The 18,784-nt window shown below is 67.1% G+C and carries 16 protein-coding genes; 10 read left to right on the top strand and 6 right to left on the bottom strand.

The features are described 5' to 3' along the window. The first annotated feature begins 27 nt into the window (after positions 1-27). From C5689_RS10840 to C5689_RS10820, 5 genes are all read left to right on the top strand, one after another. Positions 28-1,329, top strand: coding sequence for a FecR domain-containing protein (locus tag C5689_RS10840; RefSeq protein WP_108917288.1), 1,302 nt, complete (start codon positions 28-30; stop codon positions 1,327-1,329). Positions 1,330-1,472: 143 nt separating this feature from the next. Beyond that, on the top strand, positions 1,473-2,600 hold the full coding sequence (gene hflK / locus C5689_RS10835) for an FtsH protease activity modulator HflK (protein ID WP_108917287.1): 1,128 nt from the start codon (positions 1,473-1,475) through the stop codon (positions 2,598-2,600). Continuing rightward, a complete protein-coding gene (hflC, locus tag C5689_RS10830) occupies positions 2,597-3,508 on the top strand; it encodes a protease modulator HflC (RefSeq protein WP_108917286.1) in 912 nt (303 codons plus the stop codon). The genes hflK and hflC overlap by 4 nt, the downstream gene beginning before the upstream one ends. A 187-nt stretch (positions 3,509-3,695) precedes the next feature. Next, positions 3,696-5,201 carry a Do family serine endopeptidase gene (locus C5689_RS10825; protein ID WP_108917285.1) on the top strand — a complete coding sequence of 502 codons (1,506 nt, stop codon included), beginning with the start codon at positions 3,696-3,698 and terminating at the stop codon, positions 5,199-5,201. Between the two features lie 105 nt (positions 5,202-5,306). Beyond that, a complete protein-coding gene (locus tag C5689_RS10820) occupies positions 5,307-6,467 on the top strand; it encodes a DUF3611 family protein (protein ID WP_108917284.1) in 1,161 nt (386 codons plus the stop codon). Positions 6,468-6,470: 3 nt separating this feature from the next. Here C5689_RS10820 and serB read toward each other — a convergent pair whose 3' ends face one another. Continuing rightward, complete coding sequence (serB, locus tag C5689_RS10815; RefSeq protein WP_108917283.1) at positions 6,471-7,370, bottom strand: phosphoserine phosphatase SerB; 900 nt, start codon at positions 7,368-7,370, stop codon at positions 6,471-6,473. A gap of 29 nt (positions 7,371-7,399) precedes the next feature. Here serB and miaA point away from each other — a divergent pair, with 29 nt between their 5' ends. Then, the gene (gene miaA / locus C5689_RS10810) at positions 7,400-8,323 is read left to right on the top strand and encodes a tRNA (adenosine(37)-N6)-dimethylallyltransferase MiaA (RefSeq protein WP_108917282.1); all 924 of its coding nucleotides are present in this window, start codon (positions 7,400-7,402) and stop codon (positions 8,321-8,323) included. Here the strand turns inward: miaA and C5689_RS10805 are convergent. Beyond that, on the bottom strand, positions 8,310-9,473 hold the full coding sequence (locus tag C5689_RS10805) for an MFS transporter (RefSeq protein WP_108917281.1): 1,164 nt from the start codon (positions 9,471-9,473) through the stop codon (positions 8,310-8,312). The genes miaA and C5689_RS10805 overlap by 14 nt on opposite strands. Positions 9,474-9,498: 25 nt before the next feature. After that, on the bottom strand, positions 9,499-10,332 hold the full coding sequence (locus tag C5689_RS10800; protein ID WP_108917280.1) for an RMD1 family protein: 834 nt from the start codon (positions 10,330-10,332) through the stop codon (positions 9,499-9,501). Between the two features lie 113 nt (positions 10,333-10,445). Between C5689_RS10800 and fdxA the strand changes: the two genes are divergently transcribed. After that, entirely contained in the window at positions 10,446-10,784 is a 339-nt protein-coding gene (fdxA, locus tag C5689_RS10795; RefSeq protein WP_108917279.1) for a ferredoxin FdxA, read from the top strand. 915 nt (positions 10,785-11,699) lie between these two features. Beyond that, positions 11,700-12,947, top strand: a complete 1,248-nt coding sequence (locus tag C5689_RS19005; protein WP_306432203.1) for a CarD family transcriptional regulator — start codon at positions 11,700-11,702, stop codon at positions 12,945-12,947. Positions 12,948-13,030: 83 nt separating this feature from the next. On the opposite strand, the gene C5689_RS10785 is transcribed toward C5689_RS19005, so the two are convergent. The 3 genes from C5689_RS10785 to C5689_RS10775 all read right to left on the bottom strand — a co-directional run bounded on the left by C5689_RS10785 (position 13,031) and on the right by C5689_RS10775 (position 16,389). Next, a complete protein-coding gene (locus C5689_RS10785; RefSeq protein ID WP_108917278.1) occupies positions 13,031-13,897 on the bottom strand; it encodes an RNA polymerase factor sigma-32 in 867 nt (288 codons plus the stop codon). A 217-nt stretch (positions 13,898-14,114) separates the two neighbouring features. Then, complete coding sequence (locus tag C5689_RS10780; RefSeq protein WP_244594667.1) at positions 14,115-15,503, bottom strand: M48 family metalloprotease; 1,389 nt, start codon at positions 15,501-15,503, stop codon at positions 14,115-14,117. Between the two features lie 91 nt (positions 15,504-15,594). Beyond that, positions 15,595-16,389, bottom strand: a complete 795-nt coding sequence (locus C5689_RS10775) for a nuclease (SNase) (protein ID WP_174800286.1) — start codon at positions 16,387-16,389, stop codon at positions 15,595-15,597. A gap of 198 nt (positions 16,390-16,587) precedes the next feature. On the opposite strand from C5689_RS10775, the gene ybgF reads away from it, so the two are divergent. Together ybgF and tilS are read left to right on the top strand one after the other, a co-directional pair. Continuing rightward, complete coding sequence (gene ybgF / locus C5689_RS10770) at positions 16,588-17,661, top strand: tol-pal system protein YbgF (RefSeq protein ID WP_108917276.1); 1,074 nt, start codon at positions 16,588-16,590, stop codon at positions 17,659-17,661. Between the two features lie 25 nt (positions 17,662-17,686). Continuing rightward, complete coding sequence (gene tilS / locus C5689_RS10765) at positions 17,687-18,688, top strand: tRNA lysidine(34) synthetase TilS (protein ID WP_108917275.1); 1,002 nt, start codon at positions 17,687-17,689, stop codon at positions 18,686-18,688. The last annotated feature ends 96 nt before the right edge of the window (positions 18,689-18,784 follow it).

Genomic DNA, 18,784 nt, shown 5'->3' with positions numbered 1-18,784 from the left:
CCGTCCCTTTAGAATTTCGGATCAACCATGCGCAGACTTGTCGCCGCCCTCGCGGTCCTCGCCTTTTTCACGTCTTTCTCTCGCGCGGCGCCGAACATCGGCAGCGCCACGGCGATCGAGAAGGACGTGCGCGGCGAATCGGACGGCCGCACGGCGAAGATCGGCGTCGGCGACGCCGTCTATGCCGACGAAGTTCTGTCCACCGGCGCGGAGAGCCGCGGCCGCTTCGTTTTCGACGACCGCACCGATCTTCAGCTCGCCCCGTCCTCCCGCGTCAAGCTGGACAAATTCGTCTATTCCAACGACAAAACCGCCGTCTTCAGCGCCACCAAGGGAGCGCTCCGCTTCATCAGCGCTCCGGCCGGCCACAAGGACTACGAAGTACGCACGCCCAATGCGACGATCGGCGTGCGCGGCACCAGTTTCGCCGTGCGCGTGCGGCTCGGACGCACCGACGCGGTTCTCTATGACGGCGTCATCGAGGTCTGCCCGATCGGCGGCGGCGCCTGTCGAACGCTCGACACACCCTGCACTTTCGTCACTGTCGCGAGCGGCGGCGCGACCGCGCCCGCGGCGCTCGGCTCCGGCGACTGGAGCTTCGACGACAGCTGCAAGGTTCCGGGCCGACGCGCCGGCGAGACGCCGCCGCTCGCTCCGATGACGCCGCCCCCCGCGACTCCGGCCTCGACGGCTTCGCCCATCGACTGGAGCGGCCCCTCCTTCGGATTCGACGCCGGAACCGGCGTCGGCGGCGGCGAATTCGCCGACCCTGTGCCGATGAACGGCGCCGCCTTCCTGGGCGGCTTGCGCTTCGGCTATTCCTTCGCGCTGACCAAGGAGATCATCGCCGGCTTCGAGACCGACGCCTCCTATCGCGGCGATCTCGGCGGCGGCTCCAACGGCCACGCCCAGGCGTCGAGCGCGCGCGGCGGCTACTTCGGCACGGCCCGCATCCGCCTCGGCTATGCCTTCGATCGCCTGCTGGTCTATGGGACGGGCGGCCTCGCCTATGGCCATATCATCGCGCCGCGCAGCTTCTCCGGCTATAATGTGATCGCCGCGCCCTACACTTACGGGACGAATCGCGAGAATCCGTTCCTGCCGGGCTGGACGGTCGGCGCCGGCGCGCAATTCGCGATCACGGACAATGTGTCGGTGCGCGCCGAATATCTCTACGCCAAGCTGCAGCATTATCTCCCGCTCTACGACACCAATACATCCCCGCTCCCTTACGCCACCTGCACGGTGTCGGCGCTGCACAGCATTCGGGTCGGCGTCAATTACGGCTTCTCGCTCAAAGATTTGCTCTCCATCGCGGCGCCGAGATGACGATGACGCGCCGATTGCGCAGGATATTCGGCCGCGCGCGCGTCGCCGCTCATTGCCGAAGCCACGCGCAAAGCCTATAAAACAACAGCGTCCGCCATCGGCGGGCGCGGCCCGACACATTCCTCTTGTTTCGAAGAGTCGATATGCCCTGGAGCAGTCAAGGCGGCGGCCCTCGCAAGCCGAACGACAACGGCCCCTGGGGCCAAGGTCCCTGGGGCGGCGGTCCTTCCGGCGGCGGCGCGCCGCCCGATCTCGAAGAGCTGCTGCGCCGCGGGCAGGACAGCCTGCGCCAAATGCTCCCTTCCGGCCTCGGCGGACGCGGCGTCGCCATTCTCGCGCTGCTGACCGTGCTCGCTTGGCTCGCCAGCGGCTTCTACACGGTCGGCCCCAATGAGGTCGGGCTCAATCTGCTCTTCGGCAAATATCGCGGCAAGACGCAGGCCGGCCTCAATTATAATCTGCCGTCGCCGATCGGGACGGTGATCAAGCTCGCCGTTACCGACCGCAACGCCGTCGATATCGGTTTTCGCGAGCAGCCGACCACGCGCCGCGGTCCGCTCGCGCCGGAGGCGCCGGAAGAGAGCCTCATGCTCACCGGCGACGAGAACATCGCCGACGTCAAATTCCGCGTCTTCTGGCAGATCGATCCGGCGCATCCCGAGGATTACGCCTTCAACGTCGCCAATCCGCCGGCGACGGTGAAGGCGGTCGCCGAAAGCGCCATGCGCGAGATCGTCGGCCAGTCGCAGATCCAGAAAATCCTGACCGCCGACCGCAAATTGATCGAGCCGGCGAGCCAGCAGCTGATGCAGAAAGTGCTGGACGATTATCACAGCGGCGTATTGGTGCTGCAGGTGCTGCTGCTCTCGGTCGATCCGCCGGCCTCGGTCATCGCGGCCTTTCGCGACGTGACCGCGGCGCAGCAGGACCTCCAGAGGCTCGGCAATGAAGCGGAAGCCTATGCGAATCGCGTCGTGCCGGAGGCGCGCGGCGCCTCCGCCCGCATTCTGCAGGAGGCGGAGGCCTATCGTGAGCAGATCGTCGCCGAGGCGCAGGGACAGGCGTCTCGCTTCGACCAGATCTACGATCAATATAAGAAGGCCCCGTCGGTGACGCGCCAGCGTCTCTATCTCGAGACCATGGAACGCGTGCTCGGCGGAGCCGAAAAGGTCATCATCGACGAGGCGCCGGCCGGCGTCTCCGGTGGCGGCTCGGTCGTTCCCTATCTGCCCCTGCCCGGCTTCTCTTCGACGCAAGGAGGCCGCAAGTGAAAGGTTCTCTGGCTTTTTTCGGCGTTATCCTCGCCCTTTTCGCGCTGATCGCGGCGGGCGGCGCGCTGTTCAGCGTCACCCAGACCGAGCAGGCGCTGGTGCTACGATTCGGCGAGCCGGTCGCCGGCCGCGGGCTCATCACCGAGCCCGGCCTGCATTTCAAAATTCCCTTCATCGAGAATGTGATCTTCCTCGACAATCGCATTCTCGACGTCGAGAGCCCCAATCTCGAAGTGCTCGCCTCCGACAATCAACGGCTCGAGGTCGACAGCTTCATCCGCTATCGCATCGTCGATCCGCTGCGCTTCTACCAATCGGTCGGCGGTATCGCCGGCGCCAATAATCAGCTCGCCTCGGTGCTGAACTCCGCCGTGCGGCGCGTGCTGAGCGAGGCCAATCAGCAGCAGATCGTGCGCGACGAGCGCGCCGGGCTGATGGTGAAGATCCGCCAGCAGGCCAATCTCGAGGCGCGCAAATTCGGCGTCGACGTCGTCGACGCCCGCATCCGCCGGGTCGATCTCCCGCAGCAGATTTCGGAGAAGGTCTACGGCCGAATGCAGACCGAGCGCGCGCGCGAGGCGGCCGAGTATCGCGCGCAAGGCGCCGAGCAGGCGCAGAAGATCACCGCCAAGGCCGATCGCGACGTGATCGTGCTCAAGGCCGAGGCGCAGCGCCGCGCCGATCAGCTCAAAGGCGAAGGCGACGCCGAGCGCAACCGCATTTTCGCCGAAGCTTTCGGCCGCGATCCGGACTTCTTCGCCTTTTATCGCTCCATGCAGGCCTATGAAACCGCTTTCAAAGCGGGCGACACCCGCTTTCTCGTCGGGCCGCGCTCGGATTTCTTCCGTTATTTCGGGACGCCATCCGCCGGCAGAGCCGCCGAGGATCAGACGCCGCAAAAGAAATAGAGTCGCGGTCGCGATGGAAATAAGGTACATAAGGTAGGATTTGCGCGAACGCCCAACTCTCGCCGCTTTGCTGGCGGAGTGCGAGCGAAGTCGTGCGACAATCTTCGCAGCATCGTCTATCGCCGGAACCGCAAGTCCCGCTGTCGCCGCGGCGCGAGGCGCCGCCCGGTCTCAGGAGAGCAAGAGTATGACATCTGCCGCGTCCGTTTCGCTACTCACGGCGCTGAGGCGCGCCCTCGCCGCGGGGCTCGTCGGCGCGCTCGTCGCCGGACCGCTGGCGGCGACGCCGGCGCACGCCAAAGGCCCCGACACTCTGGCCGATCTCGCCGCCAATGTCTCGGACGCCGTCGTCAACATCTCCGCGACGCAGACCGTCGACCAGAAGCGCCCGTCAAAGGACGCCGGCCCCGGCGGCCAGCCCTCGACGCCTTTCGACGAATTGTTCGAGGAATTCCTGCGCCGTCGCCAGCAGCAGGGCCAGGGCGCGCCGGAGCTGCCGCGCCAGCGCAAATCCGCCTCGCTCGGCTCCGGCTTCGTCATCGACGCTTCGGGCATCGTCATCACCAATAATCACGTCATCGCCGACGCCAATGAGGTGACGGTCATCTTCACCGACGGGCAGAAGCTCAAGGCCGAGGTGCTCGGCAAGGACCAGAAGGTCGATGTGGCGGTGCTGAAGGTGAAGCCCGAAAAGCCGCTGAAGGCGGTGAAATTCGGCGACAGCGACAAGGCCCGCGTCGGCGATTGGGTGCTCGCCGTCGGCAATCCTTTCGGCCTCGGCGGCTCGGTGACGGCCGGCATTGTCTCGGCCCGCAACCGCAATATCGACAGCGGTCCCTATGACAATTACATCCAGACCGACGCCTCCATCAACAAGGGCAATTCGGGCGGCCCGCTGTTCAACATGGACGGCGAGGTGATCGGCATCAATACGGCGATCCTGTCGCCGTCGGGCGGCTCGGTCGGCATCGGCTTCGCGACGCCGGCCAATACGGTGCAGCCGGTCATCGAGCAGCTGCAGAAATTCGGCGAGACGCGGCGCGGCTGGCTCGGCGTGCGCATTCAGAATGTCGATGACGGCATCGCCGAAAATCTCGGCCTCGGCGCCACGCGCGGCGCGCTGGTCGCGGGCGTCGACGACAAGGGTCCGTCGAAGACGGCGGGGCTGAAGGCCGGCGACGTCATCGTCAAATTCGACGGCAAGCCCATCAAGGAATCGCGCGATCTGCCCAAGCTCGTCGCGGCGACGCCGGTCGGCAAGGACGTAGAGGTCGTCGTCGTCCGCAACGGCAAGGAGCAGACGAAGTCGATCAAGCTCGGCCGTCTCGAGGATGGCGAAAAGGTCGCCTCTCGCGAGGCGCCCAAGAATGAGCAGATCGAAAAGACCGCCGCGCAGAAGGCGCTCGGCCTCGAGCTCTCCTCGCTCTCGGACGAGCTGCGCAGCCGCTTCCAGATAAAAGAGAATGTGAAGAACGGCGTCATCATCACCGGCGTCGATCCGCGCTCCGACGCGGCCGAGAAGCGCCTGCAGGCGGGCGAGATATTGCTCGAAATCAATCAGGAGCCAATCGCCGATCCCGCCGACGCCGTGAAAAAGGTGAAGGCGCTGAAGGACGGCGGCAAGAAATCGGCGCTGCTGATCGTCGCCAACGCCCAGGGCGACACGCATTTCGTCGCTCTGACGCTCGACTGACGACAGCCCCAGGCTTTCGCCTTCGCGAGAGCGCCCTATCTGGCGAAAGAGATCGCCCGCGTCGGAGATCGACGCGGGCGTTTTCGTTTGCCGGACGCTTTTCCCATGCGCTCGATCATCGCCCGCATCAATTTCGTCTCGGTCATCCTGCTCGGCGCGCTCGCGCTGGCGCTCGGATGGCTCGCCGCTCATTCGGAGCGGCCGCTGACGAGCCCTCCATTCGCGCTGCATGTCGCGCTCGGCGTCCTCGCCGGCGCCTTGCTACTCGCGCAGATCGTGCTGCGGCTCGTAGTTCCGCCGCCGACGCTGCCGGCGCGCTGGTCCAAGGGGCGCCGCTGCTCCGCCGCCTCATGCGAATTTCTCATTTATTTCTCGCTCGCGCTGCTGGTCGCGACCGGCGCTCTGTGGGGCTATTTCGGCAGCGCTCCGCTCGAGGTCTTCGGCCACCCCCTGCCCGTTTCGCCCGACGCCGACCCGAGGCTCGCCGATCTTCTCGGACCGGCCTGGACTCGGGCCCTCGGCCTCGCCGGCGCGACAGCCTCGGATGCGTTGCTCGCCGCGCATCGCCTGCTCGGCTATGTCCTCGCGGCTTCGATCGCTCTCACTCTCGCGCTCGGAAGCTTCTCCCGCTTCCGCCCGGAGGCGCCGCCGGCCGAATCGGCGCAGATCGCGCCGGCGCTCGTCGAGCCTTCGCCGACGCAAAGCCTCGCCTCGCGTCTGCGCCTGTTCGGCTGGCTGCAATTCTGGCCGCAGCTCGCTATTGCGCTCGCCAGCGCCGTGCTGCTGCAATTTTCCACATCCGGGCGCGCCTTCAGCCCCAGCCAGACCGGCTATGGCGACGCCATCTATTGGAGCCTCTTCGCGTTTCTGCTGCTCTGCGCGGCGACGGCGCTCGCCTTCTTCTACACGCGCGCGGCGCGCTCCGTGGCGCGGGCCGATTATCTCGGCGTCCATAGACTCACGGCCTTCTGGTTTCTCTCACTCGGATTGCTGATCGGCCTCGCCGGCGTGATCATTTCCTTCGTCGGCCTGTCGCTGAGCGTTTCTCTGCTCGTCGCAAAAACCGTGTCGCAGCCGCCCGGCATCGCCATCACCGATCCGAACAAGATCATCCGCGCGCTGGACGTCTTCGTTCTGCTGGTGAATTTCGCGCTGCTGTTGGCGCATTTCATCGGCGTCGCCATCGCCGCCTTTCTCACCTCGGAGGCGACCCGCGCCCGCTATCGCTTCGCAGTCGCGACCGTTCCGCAGGAAGGTCGCGCCTGACGCTCAACCCTCGACGAAATCCTCCCACCGATAGCCCTGCGCGAAGAGCAGCGCCGAAAGATCGGCGCGATCGACGCGAGCGGCCGCGACCTCCGCCACTTTCGGCTTGGCGTGATAGGCGACGCCGAGGCCGGCCGCCGCGAGCATGTCGAGATCATTGGCGCCGTCGCCGACCGCGAGCGTCGCCTCCGCCGGCAGCGCCAGCGTCTCGCGCAATTCGTCGAGCGCCTCGCGCTTGGCCGCCGCGCCGGCGATCGGCGGCAAGACGATTCCGGTGATGCGCCCCTCGCGCGTCTCCAGCCGATTGGCGCGCGCCTCATGAAAGCCGAGGCCGGCGGCGATGCGCTCGGCGAATGGGGTGAAGCCGCCCGAGACGAGCGCCGTATAAGCGCCATTGGCGCGCATGGTCGCGATCAGCCGCCGCGCGCCCGGCGTGAAGCTGATGCGCTCGGCGAATATCGTCTCGATGATCGAGACCGGCAGGCCCGCGAGCAGAGCGACCCGCTCGCGCAGCGCCGGCTCGAACTCCAGCTCGCCGCGCATGGCGCGTTCGGTGATCTTCGCGATGCGCTCGCGAATGCCGGCGAATTCGGCCAGCTCGTCGACGCATTCCTGGCCGATCATGGTCGAATCCATATCGGCGACGAGGAGACGCTTGCGCCGACCGGCCTTCGGCTGAACGATCACATCGGCGCCGGCTGCGCTCGCAGCGGCCTGAAGCGCGAGACGCAAATCCGGCAGCGCCTCTGGCGCGAGCGGAAAAGCGACATCGCAGGCGACGCCGTTCTCCAGCCAATCCAGCGCGCCGGGGGGCGCAAAGGCGCGCACGGCCTCGGCCGTCAGCGGCGGGCCGCTGGCGCCGGCGATGAAAGTCGCGACATGTTCGACAGAGGCTTTTGACATTTCGCTCGTTTTGTCGTTGCGAAGGGCCGATGACGAGACGCGCCATTCTCATCGCAGGCCCGACGGCGAGCGGCAAGTCCGCTCTCGCGCTCGCCGTGGCGCGCCGCATCGGCGGCGCCGTGGTCAACGCCGATTCGATGCAGGTCTATCGCGACCTGCGCATTTTGACCGCGCGCCCGACGTTGGAGGAAGAGCGCAGCGTCCGCCATGAGCTGTTCGGCCATGTCGACGCCGCCGTGAATTATTCCGTCGGCCGCTGGCTCGAGGATTTTCGCCTGCTGCTCGAAAAGCTGGCGCAGGAGGGCGTCACGCCTGTCGTCGCCGGCGGAACGGGCATGTATTACAAGGCCGCGCTCTACGGCCTCTCGGACATTCCGCAAGTCCCGCCCGAGATTCGCGAGAAAATCCGCGCCGAGGCGGAAGGCCGAGCGCCGGAATATCTTCACGCACGGCTGTCGGAGCGCGATCCCGAGACCGCGGCGAAGCTTCGGCCCTCAGATCCGCAGCGCATATTGCGCGCGCTGGAAGTGCTCGAGGCGACCGGAAAGCCGCTCGCCTCCTTCCAGGGAGCGCGCATGGCCTCGCTGCTCGATCCGTCGCAATGCCTCGCCTTCTTCCTCGCGCCGGAGCGCGAGGAGCTTTATCGGCGCATAGACGCGCGCTTCGACGATATGCTGCGCGAAGGCGCGCTCGCGGAGGTGGAGGCGATGGGCGCGCGCGGTCTCGACCCCGCTCTGCCGGCCATGCGCGCGCATGGGGCGCCGCATCTGCTGCGCTATTTGCGCGGCGAGCTGACGCTCGAGGAGGCGGCATTGCAGGGCAAGCTCGACACGCGTCATTATTCGAAACGGCAATTCACCTTCGCGCGCCACCAGCTGCCGTCGTTCCGCTGGATCGCGCCCGGAGAGACGGACGCGGCCGTCGAAGAGGCGGCGCGTTTCAACGGCTGGTAGGCGCGCGGCGCTCGGCGAGATTGGCGACGACGAGCAGCGTCGCGCCGATCAGCGATATTCCGCCGATCAGCGCGAAAAAGGCCCCGAGCCCGCTCGGCGCCAGCGCGCCGAACAGGAAGGACGTCGAGAAAATGCCGAGGTTGAGCAGGCTCGCGTGATAGGAATTGATCGTGCCGCGAAACTGCGCCGACATTCCGCTGAGCCGGGCGTGATGCAGCGGCCCGCCGCAGCCATAGCCGAATGCCCAGGGCAGTCCGATGAGCGCGAGCTGCGCGACCGAGCCGGCCGGCAGGGCGAAAGCGAAAACGCCGGCCGAGGCGGCGAGGCAGGCGATGGGCAGCGCCCTATAGGAGAGAAGCCTGCGCACGAGAGGCCCGGCGAGATTGCCGGCGATGGTGACGAGGCCGAAAAAGCCCGCCAATAGGCCGGCGTCGGTGGGCGAGAGCGCCAGCTTGCGCGCCGCGACATCCGCGACGACGACGCCGAAGCCCGCCACCGAGCCCAGCCAGAAATAGCTCGCCGCCAGCCGTCGCAGGACGCCGGGCGTCGCCAGAGCGCCCCTATGGGTGGCGACGAAGGAGACGACCCCGCCGCCATGCGAGCGGCCGGGCCGAAAGGCCGCCGAGACCGCCACAAAGGCGAGCGCCGCCAGCAGCGCCAGAAGATAATAGGCGTAGCGCCAGCCGAAACGATCGGCGATCCATCCGGCGATGGAGGGCGTGACGACGAAGGCCGACATCAGCCCGATAAAAACGCGCGCCGTGCGGACGTCGACCTCCTCCGGCGAAGAGGAATCAGCGACGAAGGACAGGGAATTGGGCTGCACGAAAGCGCCGCAGAGGCCGGCGAGGCCGCTGAGCGCTATGGCCACGGAGAGATTGGAGGAATTGGCCAGCCCGGCGCTGAACAGCGCGAAGCCGAGCAGCCCTGCCTGCAGCGGCCGCTTGCGGCCGAAGCGATCGGACAAAGGCCCGGCGATAATGGCGAAGCCGGCATAGGCGAGGCCATAGGCCGCCGGCAGATAGGCGATGGCGGCCGGCGCGACGCCGAAATCCGGGGCCATCGCGGTCATCAGCGGCCCGGCGACCACCTCCGCCGAGCCGACCAGAAACAGAGCCGCGGCCAGAATGGAGAGCTGGCCGAAGGTCACGCGCGCGCCTCCGGCATGAGTGCTCTCAATGCGCCCGCTGCACGAAGATCTGGAACAGAGTGAGCAGGATTTCCGCGAGGATCAGCACAATGATCGTCGCCTCCAGCCGCACCGCGCGATCGACGTCGATGATCTCGGTCAGAATGCGGGCCGTCTCGCCAATGACCTCGATCTTGGTCTTCAGCGTGTGACTGCGCGCCTCGAGCTCATATTCGTCCTCGAGCCTCGTGTAGAGACGCTCCAGATCGGGCCGGTCCCAGAGCACGTCTGGCTTGTCCTCCACGGCCACGCGGCCGGAGACGCGATGCTGCACCAGCAGCGTCTGGCCGATGAGCTCGAGCATGGCGCGGCGGCGCCATGGCGGACGCCCCTTGCTGGCGAGATCGGCGGCGAAAGGCTCGATCGTGTCGAAGACGGCGTTGACGCGCCGCTCGTCGCGGGCGAGCGCCACGCTCTTGGCCAGAGCATCCGCCACCACCAGCAGCCGCTCGCCGGAGGCGTCGCGGATCGCGAGACGGCCATTGGCGAGCGTCTTGTCGTCGCTGTCGGGCGTGATCTCGAGCACCAATGTCTCGTCGTCGCGACGCGTGGCGGCGCCGGCGACACGGGCGCCGACCTTGGCGAGCGTCTCGTCCTCCTCGAGCGGCGACAGGCCGAACAGCACGGCGACGCCGAATCGGTAGAGCACGACGAAGCCCGCCTGCCCCGCCGGAAAGGCGAGCGGCGAGGTGGAGACGAGATCGGCGCGCTCGAGCCCGCCCGTGTCGATTCGCTCGCCGAGCAGCAACGCCCGCGCCGTCAAGCAACGCGCCCCCGGCAAGGCCGTGGCGCCCTCGGGCGCCGATTCGATTTCCGCCATAGACTGATTCCCTTCCAACGCCTCGCAGGATATCATGCGCGCCGCGCGGGCCGGGAGGCCGCTTGCAACCCATTCTCAAAAACGCTAGCAAGCCCGCGGATCGAGGACCCCCCATGCCTTATGTCGTCACGGAAAACTGTATCAAGTGCAAATATATGGATTGCGTCGAAGTCTGTCCCGTGGACTGCTTCTACGAAGGCGCCAACATGCTGGTGATCCATCCGGACGAATGTATCGACTGCGGCGTGTGCGAGCCCGAATGCCCGGCCGAGGCGATCAAGCCCGACACCGAGCCGGACCTCGAGAAATGGATGGCGCTGAACGCCGAATACGCTCAGACTTGGCCCAATGTCACGGTCAAGCGCGAGCCGCCGGCCGACGCCAAGGAATGGGACGGCAAGCCCGGCAAGCTGGAGGCGCATTTCTCGCCCGAGCCCGGCGAAGGCGACTGACGCCGCGCCGTCCACAACCTCCGCGCCGTCGAAATCGTTAAGAGATTCAACGGCTGCTCCCCGGCCGATCGTAACCATGCGGAAAGGCGCCGACGCCTTTCCTTTGATTTCTGCCGTACCACATGATATACAGAACATTAAGACTTAACTTTCGGGCGCGCAGGGCTCGAACGTCGCGGCGCCCCGATCGGAGATAAACCCGCGACGTCGAGAATGGGCAAAGATGGCGGCGATGCGCCCGCCAGCGTCGGCTCTATATTGTGAAGCGTCGGACTTTCGCCAGCCGAACCATGCGCGATCATTGGCGCTATCCTGGCCGGGGCGCAATGAGCCCCTTCGGTCACGAGGCTTCGTCCCGTCTCCACAGCGGGACAATAGAAGGAGTATCCGCGTATGCCCTCGTCCAGCAAGAAGACCGCAAAGAATCGCAAGGCGTCCGTCGCCGGAGCGCGACGCGGCGCTGAGGGCAAAACGGCGCGGACGGCCGCAGCTTCCGAGACGCGGACCCAAAGGTCGGCTAGCGCGACCGCCGCAGGCAAGACGTCGAAGACCACGGCTTCCACCAAGACTACTTCGGGCAAGACGGCTTCGGGAAAGACGGCTTCGGGAAAGAGCGTTTCCGCCAAGACCGCGGCCGCCAAGACCGCGAAAACGAGCGCGCGTACAGCCGCCGCGGCGGGGAAGACAGCCGCCAAACCCGCGCGGACGAGCGTCGGCGCAGGAGCCGCGCCTTCGGCCGGCCGCAAGTCTTCTGGGGGTCGCTCGGCGGCGAGCGCCGAGCGCGGCTCCGCCAGAACGCAGAAAACCGCCTCCTCTCGGACGCGCGCCGCCGCCAAGACCGCCGCCAAAGCCAGCGCGGCTCGGTCTGGAGCGGCGAAATCCATCGCGGCGCGAAGCGCCAAGACCGCCGCCGAAGTGACCCAGAATAGCGCCAAGACCGCGGCTTCGGCCAAGACCACCATCGCCAAGGCGGCCATCGCCAAGATCGCGGTCGCCAAGGCCGCCGTCGCCGAAGCGCCGGCGCGGGCGCGCGCCAGCGCCACCCGCAGCAGCGAAGCCAAGCGCAGCGGCGAGGTTGCGTGCGCGACGGAGCGCCGCATCGAGATCGAGGCGACCCAAAAGACCGCGCCGAGCGTCGAAGCGACGCGTGTCGAGACCATCCGCCCGCAGACCTCCTCGGAGGCTCCGCAGACGCATCAGACTTCAATCGCCGTTGCGGCCGGCGTAACCGGGGAGACGAGAATCACCACGCCCTTGCGCCAGAGCGCGACCAATATCGATATCGAGCACTCCGACGTCGTCTCTCCGAGCGCCGCCCCCGATGCGGGCGCGAGCGGGGGGAATGCGACGGCGGCCGTTTCAACTCCAGCTTCGAGCGAAACCATTCCAGTGCCAAAACAGACACAAGGAAAGGCGGTCAACGCCAAATCTTCGCCGGCGCCCAGAGCCCCCGCCGCTCCCACGAGCGCAGCGGCGAGCTCGGCCCTTTCGCCCAAGGCCATCGTCGCCGCGCGCGCCGCGGCTGCGGCCCCCATCAAACCGCCGACGCCCGCCGCGAAGGCGAAGACATCGGCGCAGAAGCTCGGGTTCAAGACGAACGAATTCATCGTCTATCCGGCGCATGGCGTCGGACAGATCATCGCGATCGAGACGCAGGAAGTGGCCGGCTTCAGCCTCGAGCTGTTCGTCGTCAGCTTCATCAAGGACAAGATGACGTTGAAGGTGCCGACCAGCAAGGTCGCCGCCGTGGGAATGCGCAAGCTGGCCGAGAACGAGGTCGTCGACAAGGCGCTCTCCACGCTGAGCGGCCGCGCGCGCGTCAAGCGCACAATGTGGTCGCGTCGCGCCCAGGAGTATGAGGCCAAGATCAATTCGGGCGATCTCGTCACCATCGCCGAGGTGGTGCGAGACCTCTATCGGTCCGACACGCAGCCGGAGCAGTCCTATTCGGAGCGTCAGCTCTATGAGGCGGCGCTCGACCGCATGGCGCGCGAGGTCGCAGCAGTGCGCAAGCTCATCGATTCGGAATCGCTCAAGCTGATCGAATCCTTCCTGCAGAAGGGCCCGCGCCGCGGCGGTCCCAAGGGCGGCGATGACGCCGACGCCAGTGACGACGCCGGCGAAGAGGGCGAAGAGGACGACGTGGAAGAGCGCGCCGCCTGACATCGCGCGCAATCTCGAACGCAAAAGAAAAAACGCGGCCCCGAACGGGGCCGCGTTTTTTCTTTCGAGCCGGCGGAGCCGCGTCATTCGGCCGGCGTCGCCGTCTCCTGGGCTTTGGTCAGCGCCTTGCGCAGCTTGCACAATGCGCGATTCTCGATCTGGCGGACGCGCTCCTTCGATATTCCGAGGCGATCGCCGAGCGACTCCAACGTAACGAGAGTCTCGCTGAGCCGCCGTTCCTGCACGATGCGCAGCTCGCGCTCGGACAGAAGCGTCAACGCATCGGCGAGCCAGCGTGCGCGACGCCCGGAATCGACGCGATCCTCGACCACCTCGTCGGGCAGCGGCCGATCGTCGACGAGAAAATCCATGCGCTCGGCCGATGTCGAGGAATCGTCCTCGACCAATTGGCTGTTGAGCGAGACATCGGAGCCGGCGAGACGCGAGTTCATCAGCTCCACATCGGCGCGCGAGACGCCGATGGCGCCGGCGATGGCCTGGAAAGCGTCGCCCGCTTCCGACTGCGGCGCATGTGCGAGCTTGGCGCGAAGCCGGCGAAGATTGAAGAATAGCGCCTTTTGCGAGGAGCTGGTGCCGCCGCGCACGATCGACCAGTTGCGCAGCACATAATCCTGAATGGACGCGCGAATCCACCAGGTCGCATAAGTGGAGAAGCGCACGTCGCGCTCCGGCGCGAAACGCGCGGCGGCCTCGAGCAGGCCGACATGCCCTTCTTGCACGAGATCGGCGACGGGCAGCCCGTAATGACGGAAGCGCACAGCGAGCGCGATCACCAGCCGCATATGAGCGGAGGCGAGCTTATCCAGAGCATCCGTATCCTTATTGTCCTTCCACGCGATGGCCAGACGTTTTTCTTCTTCGCGTTCTAGAAAGGGCGCATCCATCGCCGCCTTCACGAGTTCGCGTCCGACTCCGGGCAAATAAGCCATTCTCGCTCTCCGGGGTGGCTGTCGCGCGCGATCGAGGCTTCGATCGAAAGATCGATCGAATGAGAAGCGCTGCGACGATGCCTCGATTGAGGAGAACTCCCAGACGGTCACGCGACCGGCGGCTGCGCGATCGGCGCCCTGCCTGTCCGCCCCCCCGGGAATTCTAAGGCTTACAACATTTTCGAAGCGCGACGGTTCCATCGCGGACGCGCGTTTCTCACTCGACGACGAGCTTATATCTCTCGCCCGGCGTGAGACGGCCACCATGCTCGAGGCCGTTCAGCAATTGGAAATATTCGAGCGGACGATTGGGAACGACCATGCGCTGCGCCATGGATTCCGCAGTGTCCTCTGCGCCCGCGCTCACGATGGAGAGACGCAGCGGGCGCACATCGAGCGACTCTTCCCAGCTCGAGCGTCGGAATGTGGCGACGGAAGCGGCGAAACGTCGCTCCGCCTCCGCGTCGAGCGCGCGCACGGCGAAAATCAGCCGATAGAATTCATCGTCGATCTGAATGACCGCGAGCTTGAAATTCCATTCACCGGCGCGCGCGCTGGCGACCACCGCCGGCAATCCGTTGACGTCGATGCGCTTCATCGACGAGCGCAACAGCCCGTCGACCCAGCCGGATTCGACATAGGCTTCGATCGTCTTGCCGACCGGCGCGCGTACGCGATCGAGCCGCAGCGCCTCGTCGTCGCCCTCCTTCACGCCGAAGACGGCCTCGCTCGAATTCTCGAGCAGAAAGCCTTCCGGCGCGACGAAGGTGAAGCGCAGCCGCGGATGCGCGAATTTGCGGCCGCGCACGAAGCCGTCATTGGGATCGTCGCCATAAGCGAGGCCGTTGATCGCGGCGAGATAGCCCTCGCGATCACGCGTTCCGACGCCGGGGGCGCTGATCTGCCGCGCCGCCGCCACCGCCTTGGCGATGCGATCGGGCGTCGAGGGATGCGTCGCCAATATGTCGAGGTCGGGCGCTTTCTTCTTGCCGTACAGCACGGCGCGCAGCTCCGCGGATTTGCCGAGCGCCGCGAGAAAGCGCGAGGCGCCATACGGATCGAAGCCGGCGCGCGCCACCACGCGCACGCCGATCGCGTCCGCCTCCAGCTCCTGTAGGCGCGAGAAGCTCGCGAACGACAGACGCTGCGAGGCGCGCACGTCGTCGCTCTTCTGCTTGCTCTGAATGACGGCCGCGGCCTGGCTGATGACCTCCGCCTCACGCTCGCGCTCGGCGCGAAGCGCGCTGTGGCGCGCGCTCACATGGGCGATCTCATGCGCCATCACGGCGGCCGCCTCCGAGGCGTCGCCGGCGAGGGCGAGAAGGCCGCGCGTCACATAGAGATTGCCGCTCGGCAGAGCAAAAGCGTTCACCACCGGCGTGTTGAGGATCGTCACCTTATAGGCGGCCTGGCCCGGCGTGTCGCTCGCCTGCGCGAGCTTGACCAAAATCTCGTCGAGATAGCGCTCGGCCGACAAAAAGCGATATTCGCCGCCGAATTGCGCGACGAGATCCTTGTGCTCGGCAGTCGAGGGCTGCTCGCCGCCGACGGTGCGCGGCACGGCCGGCGGCAATCGCGCTTGCGACGCGGCTCCGCCATTGAGCATTTCGCCCTGCCGCTCGAGCTGGGCGCAGCCGGAAAGACCGAAAGCCAGCGAAGCCGCGAGCGCGGCGACACGCGCGCCGCTCCGCCCCGCCTCAGGGCCGGCCGAGCGCGCCGGGGCGTTCGTCGCCGAGGAGCTCGATCTGCGCCGGAGAGAGAAGCTCCATGCGCGGTCCAAAAGCTGTGTCAATCAATCCTCGCACGCGCACCCGCCGCCCCGTGAGCATTCTGGGCGACGTTCCGGCCCGCGTGAATGTCTCGAGATTGCGTTTCCAGATCACGACAGCGAAATCTCCCCGGCGCGGCCCGAAATTCAGATAGAGAGAGCCTCCGGTCTCGCCGATCTTGCCGACGACGCCCTCCACCAGAACCATGCCCTTTTGTTCGACGAGCGTTTCGGGTCGAGCGGCGTCGACGATGTGATACTCGCCCGAGGCCCAAAGTCCAAGCTTTCGTCCACGCGCCTGCGCCTCCGCGGCGAGCAGCCCATTGCGGCAGGCGAATGCGGCCGGATCGGGGCGAAAGCGTGCGAGCCCCGCGGCGATCGTCGCTTGCGCGAGCGAGATCAGCGGCGCCTCGTCCCCCTCCCCTTCGACGAACAGCCCGGCGGCGACCTCGCCCCAGCGATTCGGCGCCGCCGTCGCGGTGGAGAGGAAGACCAGCCGGCCGGCCGAAAGACGCTCGGAGAGAAAGCGCCGCAAATCCTCCCGCGCCGCCTCCCGCGACGGAAATTCGACGCCGGCGAGCGTCAGACGGCGCCCGTCCATGGTCGCCAGGTCGAGCTCCGCGCCAACGGACGCGATCTCGACCGGAGCGCCGGCCTCCGGCGCGCAGACGCCGGCCGCCTCCTGCGCATGGGCCAGGGACGCCGCAAAAGCGGCACAGATCACGAAAAAAACGGCTGGGCGACGACGACACGTCATGCGGACCGGCTATGGAGAAAGACGGCGAAACGATAGCGAGAGTAGCCGCGAAGAAAACGCTTCGCCACAACTCGCGCGACCTTCGCCGCGGCTTCGTCAAACTTTGGCCGAAACCGGGCTTATGCTACGCCTCGTCCCATACGGCTCCCCGCGAATGATTCCGCCATGAAGCTTTCGTCACGTTCCATTTTCGTCGGCGCCGTCCTCGGCGTCGTAATGGCCGCCGGCGCGGCCTTCGCGGCCGAGCCCGAAAATAACGGACCGCGCCTCGACAAGATCGGCCAGGGCCTTCAGAACATCGGCCAGAATATCGGCCGCCGTCTCGATGTGACGCAATTGTTCGGCCATCGCGACCCGGAGGAGGACGCCGCCGGACGCGAGGCCAGCGCGGCGAGCGTCCGCATCGACCGGCTCGAAAATCAGATCCGCTCGCTCAACGGTCTCGTCGAGGAGTTGCAGCACAGCGTGCGGCGGCTGGAAGATCAGCTGCGCCGTTCGCAGGAGAACGCCGCCGGCCTGCCGCCCGCCGCCGGATCGGCGCCGCCGCGCGCCGTCGCCGCGCCGGAGGCGCCGCCGCCCGGCCCGGGCGCAGGCTCCCCTGTCGGGCAGCGGCGCGGCGACGCTTTCGACCCCAGCCTCAACCCGAATGCTCCCGGCGCGCCACGCCCCATCGGCGCGACTCCGCCGAGCGCGCCGCTTCCGGCGGGCGGAGTCGGCACCTCGGATCTGCGTTCGCCCGGCGCTCCGCTCGATCTGACGCACGGGCGTCTCGGCGAAGCGCCGCCGCCGGCCGCGCCAGCGCCAGCGCCGCCCGCCGCGACCTCGGCTGCGCTCTCGCCGGCCGTCACCCCGCCGCAAACGCCGAGAGACGAGTTCGACCTCGCCGTCTCCAAACTGCGTCAAGGCGAATATGAAGCCGCCGAAACGGGTTTCGCCGGCTTCCTCACCCGCAACCCGAAGAGCCGTCTCGCGCCGCAAGCGATCTTCAACCTGGGCGAGAGCTATTTTTTGCGGAAGCGCTATCGCGAGGCGGCGGAGAAATTTCTCGAGATCACGGCCAAACATGCGAGCTCGCCGCAGGGGCCGGAGGCCATGCTGAGGCTCGGCCAATCGCTGCATGAGATCGGCGCCAATGAGCAGGCCTGCGCCTCATTCGGCGAAATTGCGGTGAAATATCCGGGCGCCCCGGCGCGGGTGAAAGAAATCGCTCAGCAAGAAAGTAAGAAGGTGCGATGCTGACGGGCGCTCTCGTCTGAATCGCTTCATGCCCGTCGAACCGCCCCTTCCCGATCCCGCCGACGCGCTGGCGCCGCTCGCCGCTCATGAAACGTTGCTGCTCGCCGTTTCCGGCGGGCCGGATTCCATCGCTCTGATGCTGCTCGCCGCGAGTTGGCCGCTCGCGGCGCAGAAGCGCATCGAGATCGCCACTGTCGACCATGGGCTGCGCGCCGAAGCGGCGCGGGAGGCGGCGCAAGTCGGCGACTGGGCGCGCGCGCGCGGATTTGTTCATCATATTCTTCGATGGCAGGGGAAAAAGCCGACGACGCGCATTCAAGAGCGCGCGCGGGAGGCGCGCTATCGCCTGCTCTGCGCCTGCGCGAGAGAGATCGGCGCGAGCGCCATCGTCACCGCCCATCACGCCGACGATCAGGCGGAGACCGTGCTGTTCCGTCTGACCCGCGGCAGCGGAACGGCCGGCCTCGCCGCAATGGCCGCGGAGTCGCGCATAGAAGAGCAGCCGCTGCTGCGGCCGCTGCTGCGCTTTAGCAAAGCGGAGCTGGAAAATGTCTGCGCCGTCGCCGGACAGGATTTCGTCAGCGATCCTTCCAATGAGAATCCCGCCTATGCCCGCGTGCGGCTGCGGCGTCTCGCCGCCACTCTCGCGGCGGAAGGACTGGACTCTAAAGCTCTGCTGCGCCTTTCCGCCCGCGCCGCGCGCGCCGAAGAAGCGCTCGCCTGGAGCGCCGAGCGCGCTGCGCTGGAGCTGCCGGCCGAACGCGCGACGAAACGATTCCACGTCGCGGCCGCGGCCTTGCGCGCTCTGCCGCGCGAGCTGCTGCTGCGCCTGCTCGCAGCGGAGATCGCGCGCATCGGCGGCGGCGAGCCGCGGCTCGAGCGTCTGGAGCGCGCAGGGGAAGGGCTCGCCGCGGCGCTCGCGGCCGAAAGGCGCTTCAAAACAACGCTGGGCGGCGCCATTGTGACATTGGAGGGCGACGCCGTCGCCATCGCGCCCGAGCCGCCGCGACGGCGCGCCGAAATCACCTGACGGCCGCAAAAAAGCCACTCCGTTTCGATCGTATGACGTTTCGATCGAAGGGTCTCGTCGACACGCGCGCCGTTCGCTCGGAAGCGCTCGAGGCGC

The organism is Methylosinus sporium (assembly GCF_003113265.1).
Lineage (GTDB): Bacteria > Pseudomonadota > Alphaproteobacteria > Rhizobiales > Beijerinckiaceae > Methylosinus > Methylosinus sporium.
This window is presented reverse-complemented; position numbering and strand designations above follow the sequence as displayed.

Coding starts and splice junctions, on each gene's coding strand:
- C5689_RS10840 (WP_108917288.1), top strand. CDS start 28: ATGCGCAGACTTGTCGCCGCCCTCGCGGTCCTCGCCTTTTTCACGTCT.
- hflK (WP_108917287.1), top strand. CDS start 1,473: ATGCCCTGGAGCAGTCAAGGCGGCGGCCCTCGCAAGCCGAACGACAAC.
- C5689_RS10825 (WP_108917285.1), top strand. CDS start 3,696: ATGACATCTGCCGCGTCCGTTTCGCTACTCACGGCGCTGAGGCGCGCC.
- C5689_RS10820 (WP_108917284.1), top strand. CDS start 5,307: ATGCGCTCGATCATCGCCCGCATCAATTTCGTCTCGGTCATCCTGCTC.
- serB (WP_108917283.1), bottom strand. CDS start 7,370: ATGTCAAAAGCCTCTGTCGAACATGTCGCGACTTTCATCGCCGGCGCC.
- miaA (WP_108917282.1), top strand. CDS start 7,400: ATGACGAGACGCGCCATTCTCATCGCAGGCCCGACGGCGAGCGGCAAG.
- C5689_RS10800 (WP_108917280.1), bottom strand. CDS start 10,332: ATGGCGGAAATCGAATCGGCGCCCGAGGGCGCCACGGCCTTGCCGGGG.
- fdxA (WP_108917279.1), top strand. CDS start 10,446: ATGCCTTATGTCGTCACGGAAAACTGTATCAAGTGCAAATATATGGAT.
- C5689_RS10785 (WP_108917278.1), bottom strand. CDS start 13,897: ATGGCTTATTTGCCCGGAGTCGGACGCGAACTCGTGAAGGCGGCGATG.
- C5689_RS10780 (WP_244594667.1), bottom strand. CDS start 15,503: ATGCTCAATGGCGGAGCCGCGTCGCAAGCGCGATTGCCGCCGGCCGTG.
- ybgF (WP_108917276.1), top strand. CDS start 16,588: ATGAAGCTTTCGTCACGTTCCATTTTCGTCGGCGCCGTCCTCGGCGTC.
- tilS (WP_108917275.1), top strand. CDS start 17,687: ATGCCCGTCGAACCGCCCCTTCCCGATCCCGCCGACGCGCTGGCGCCG.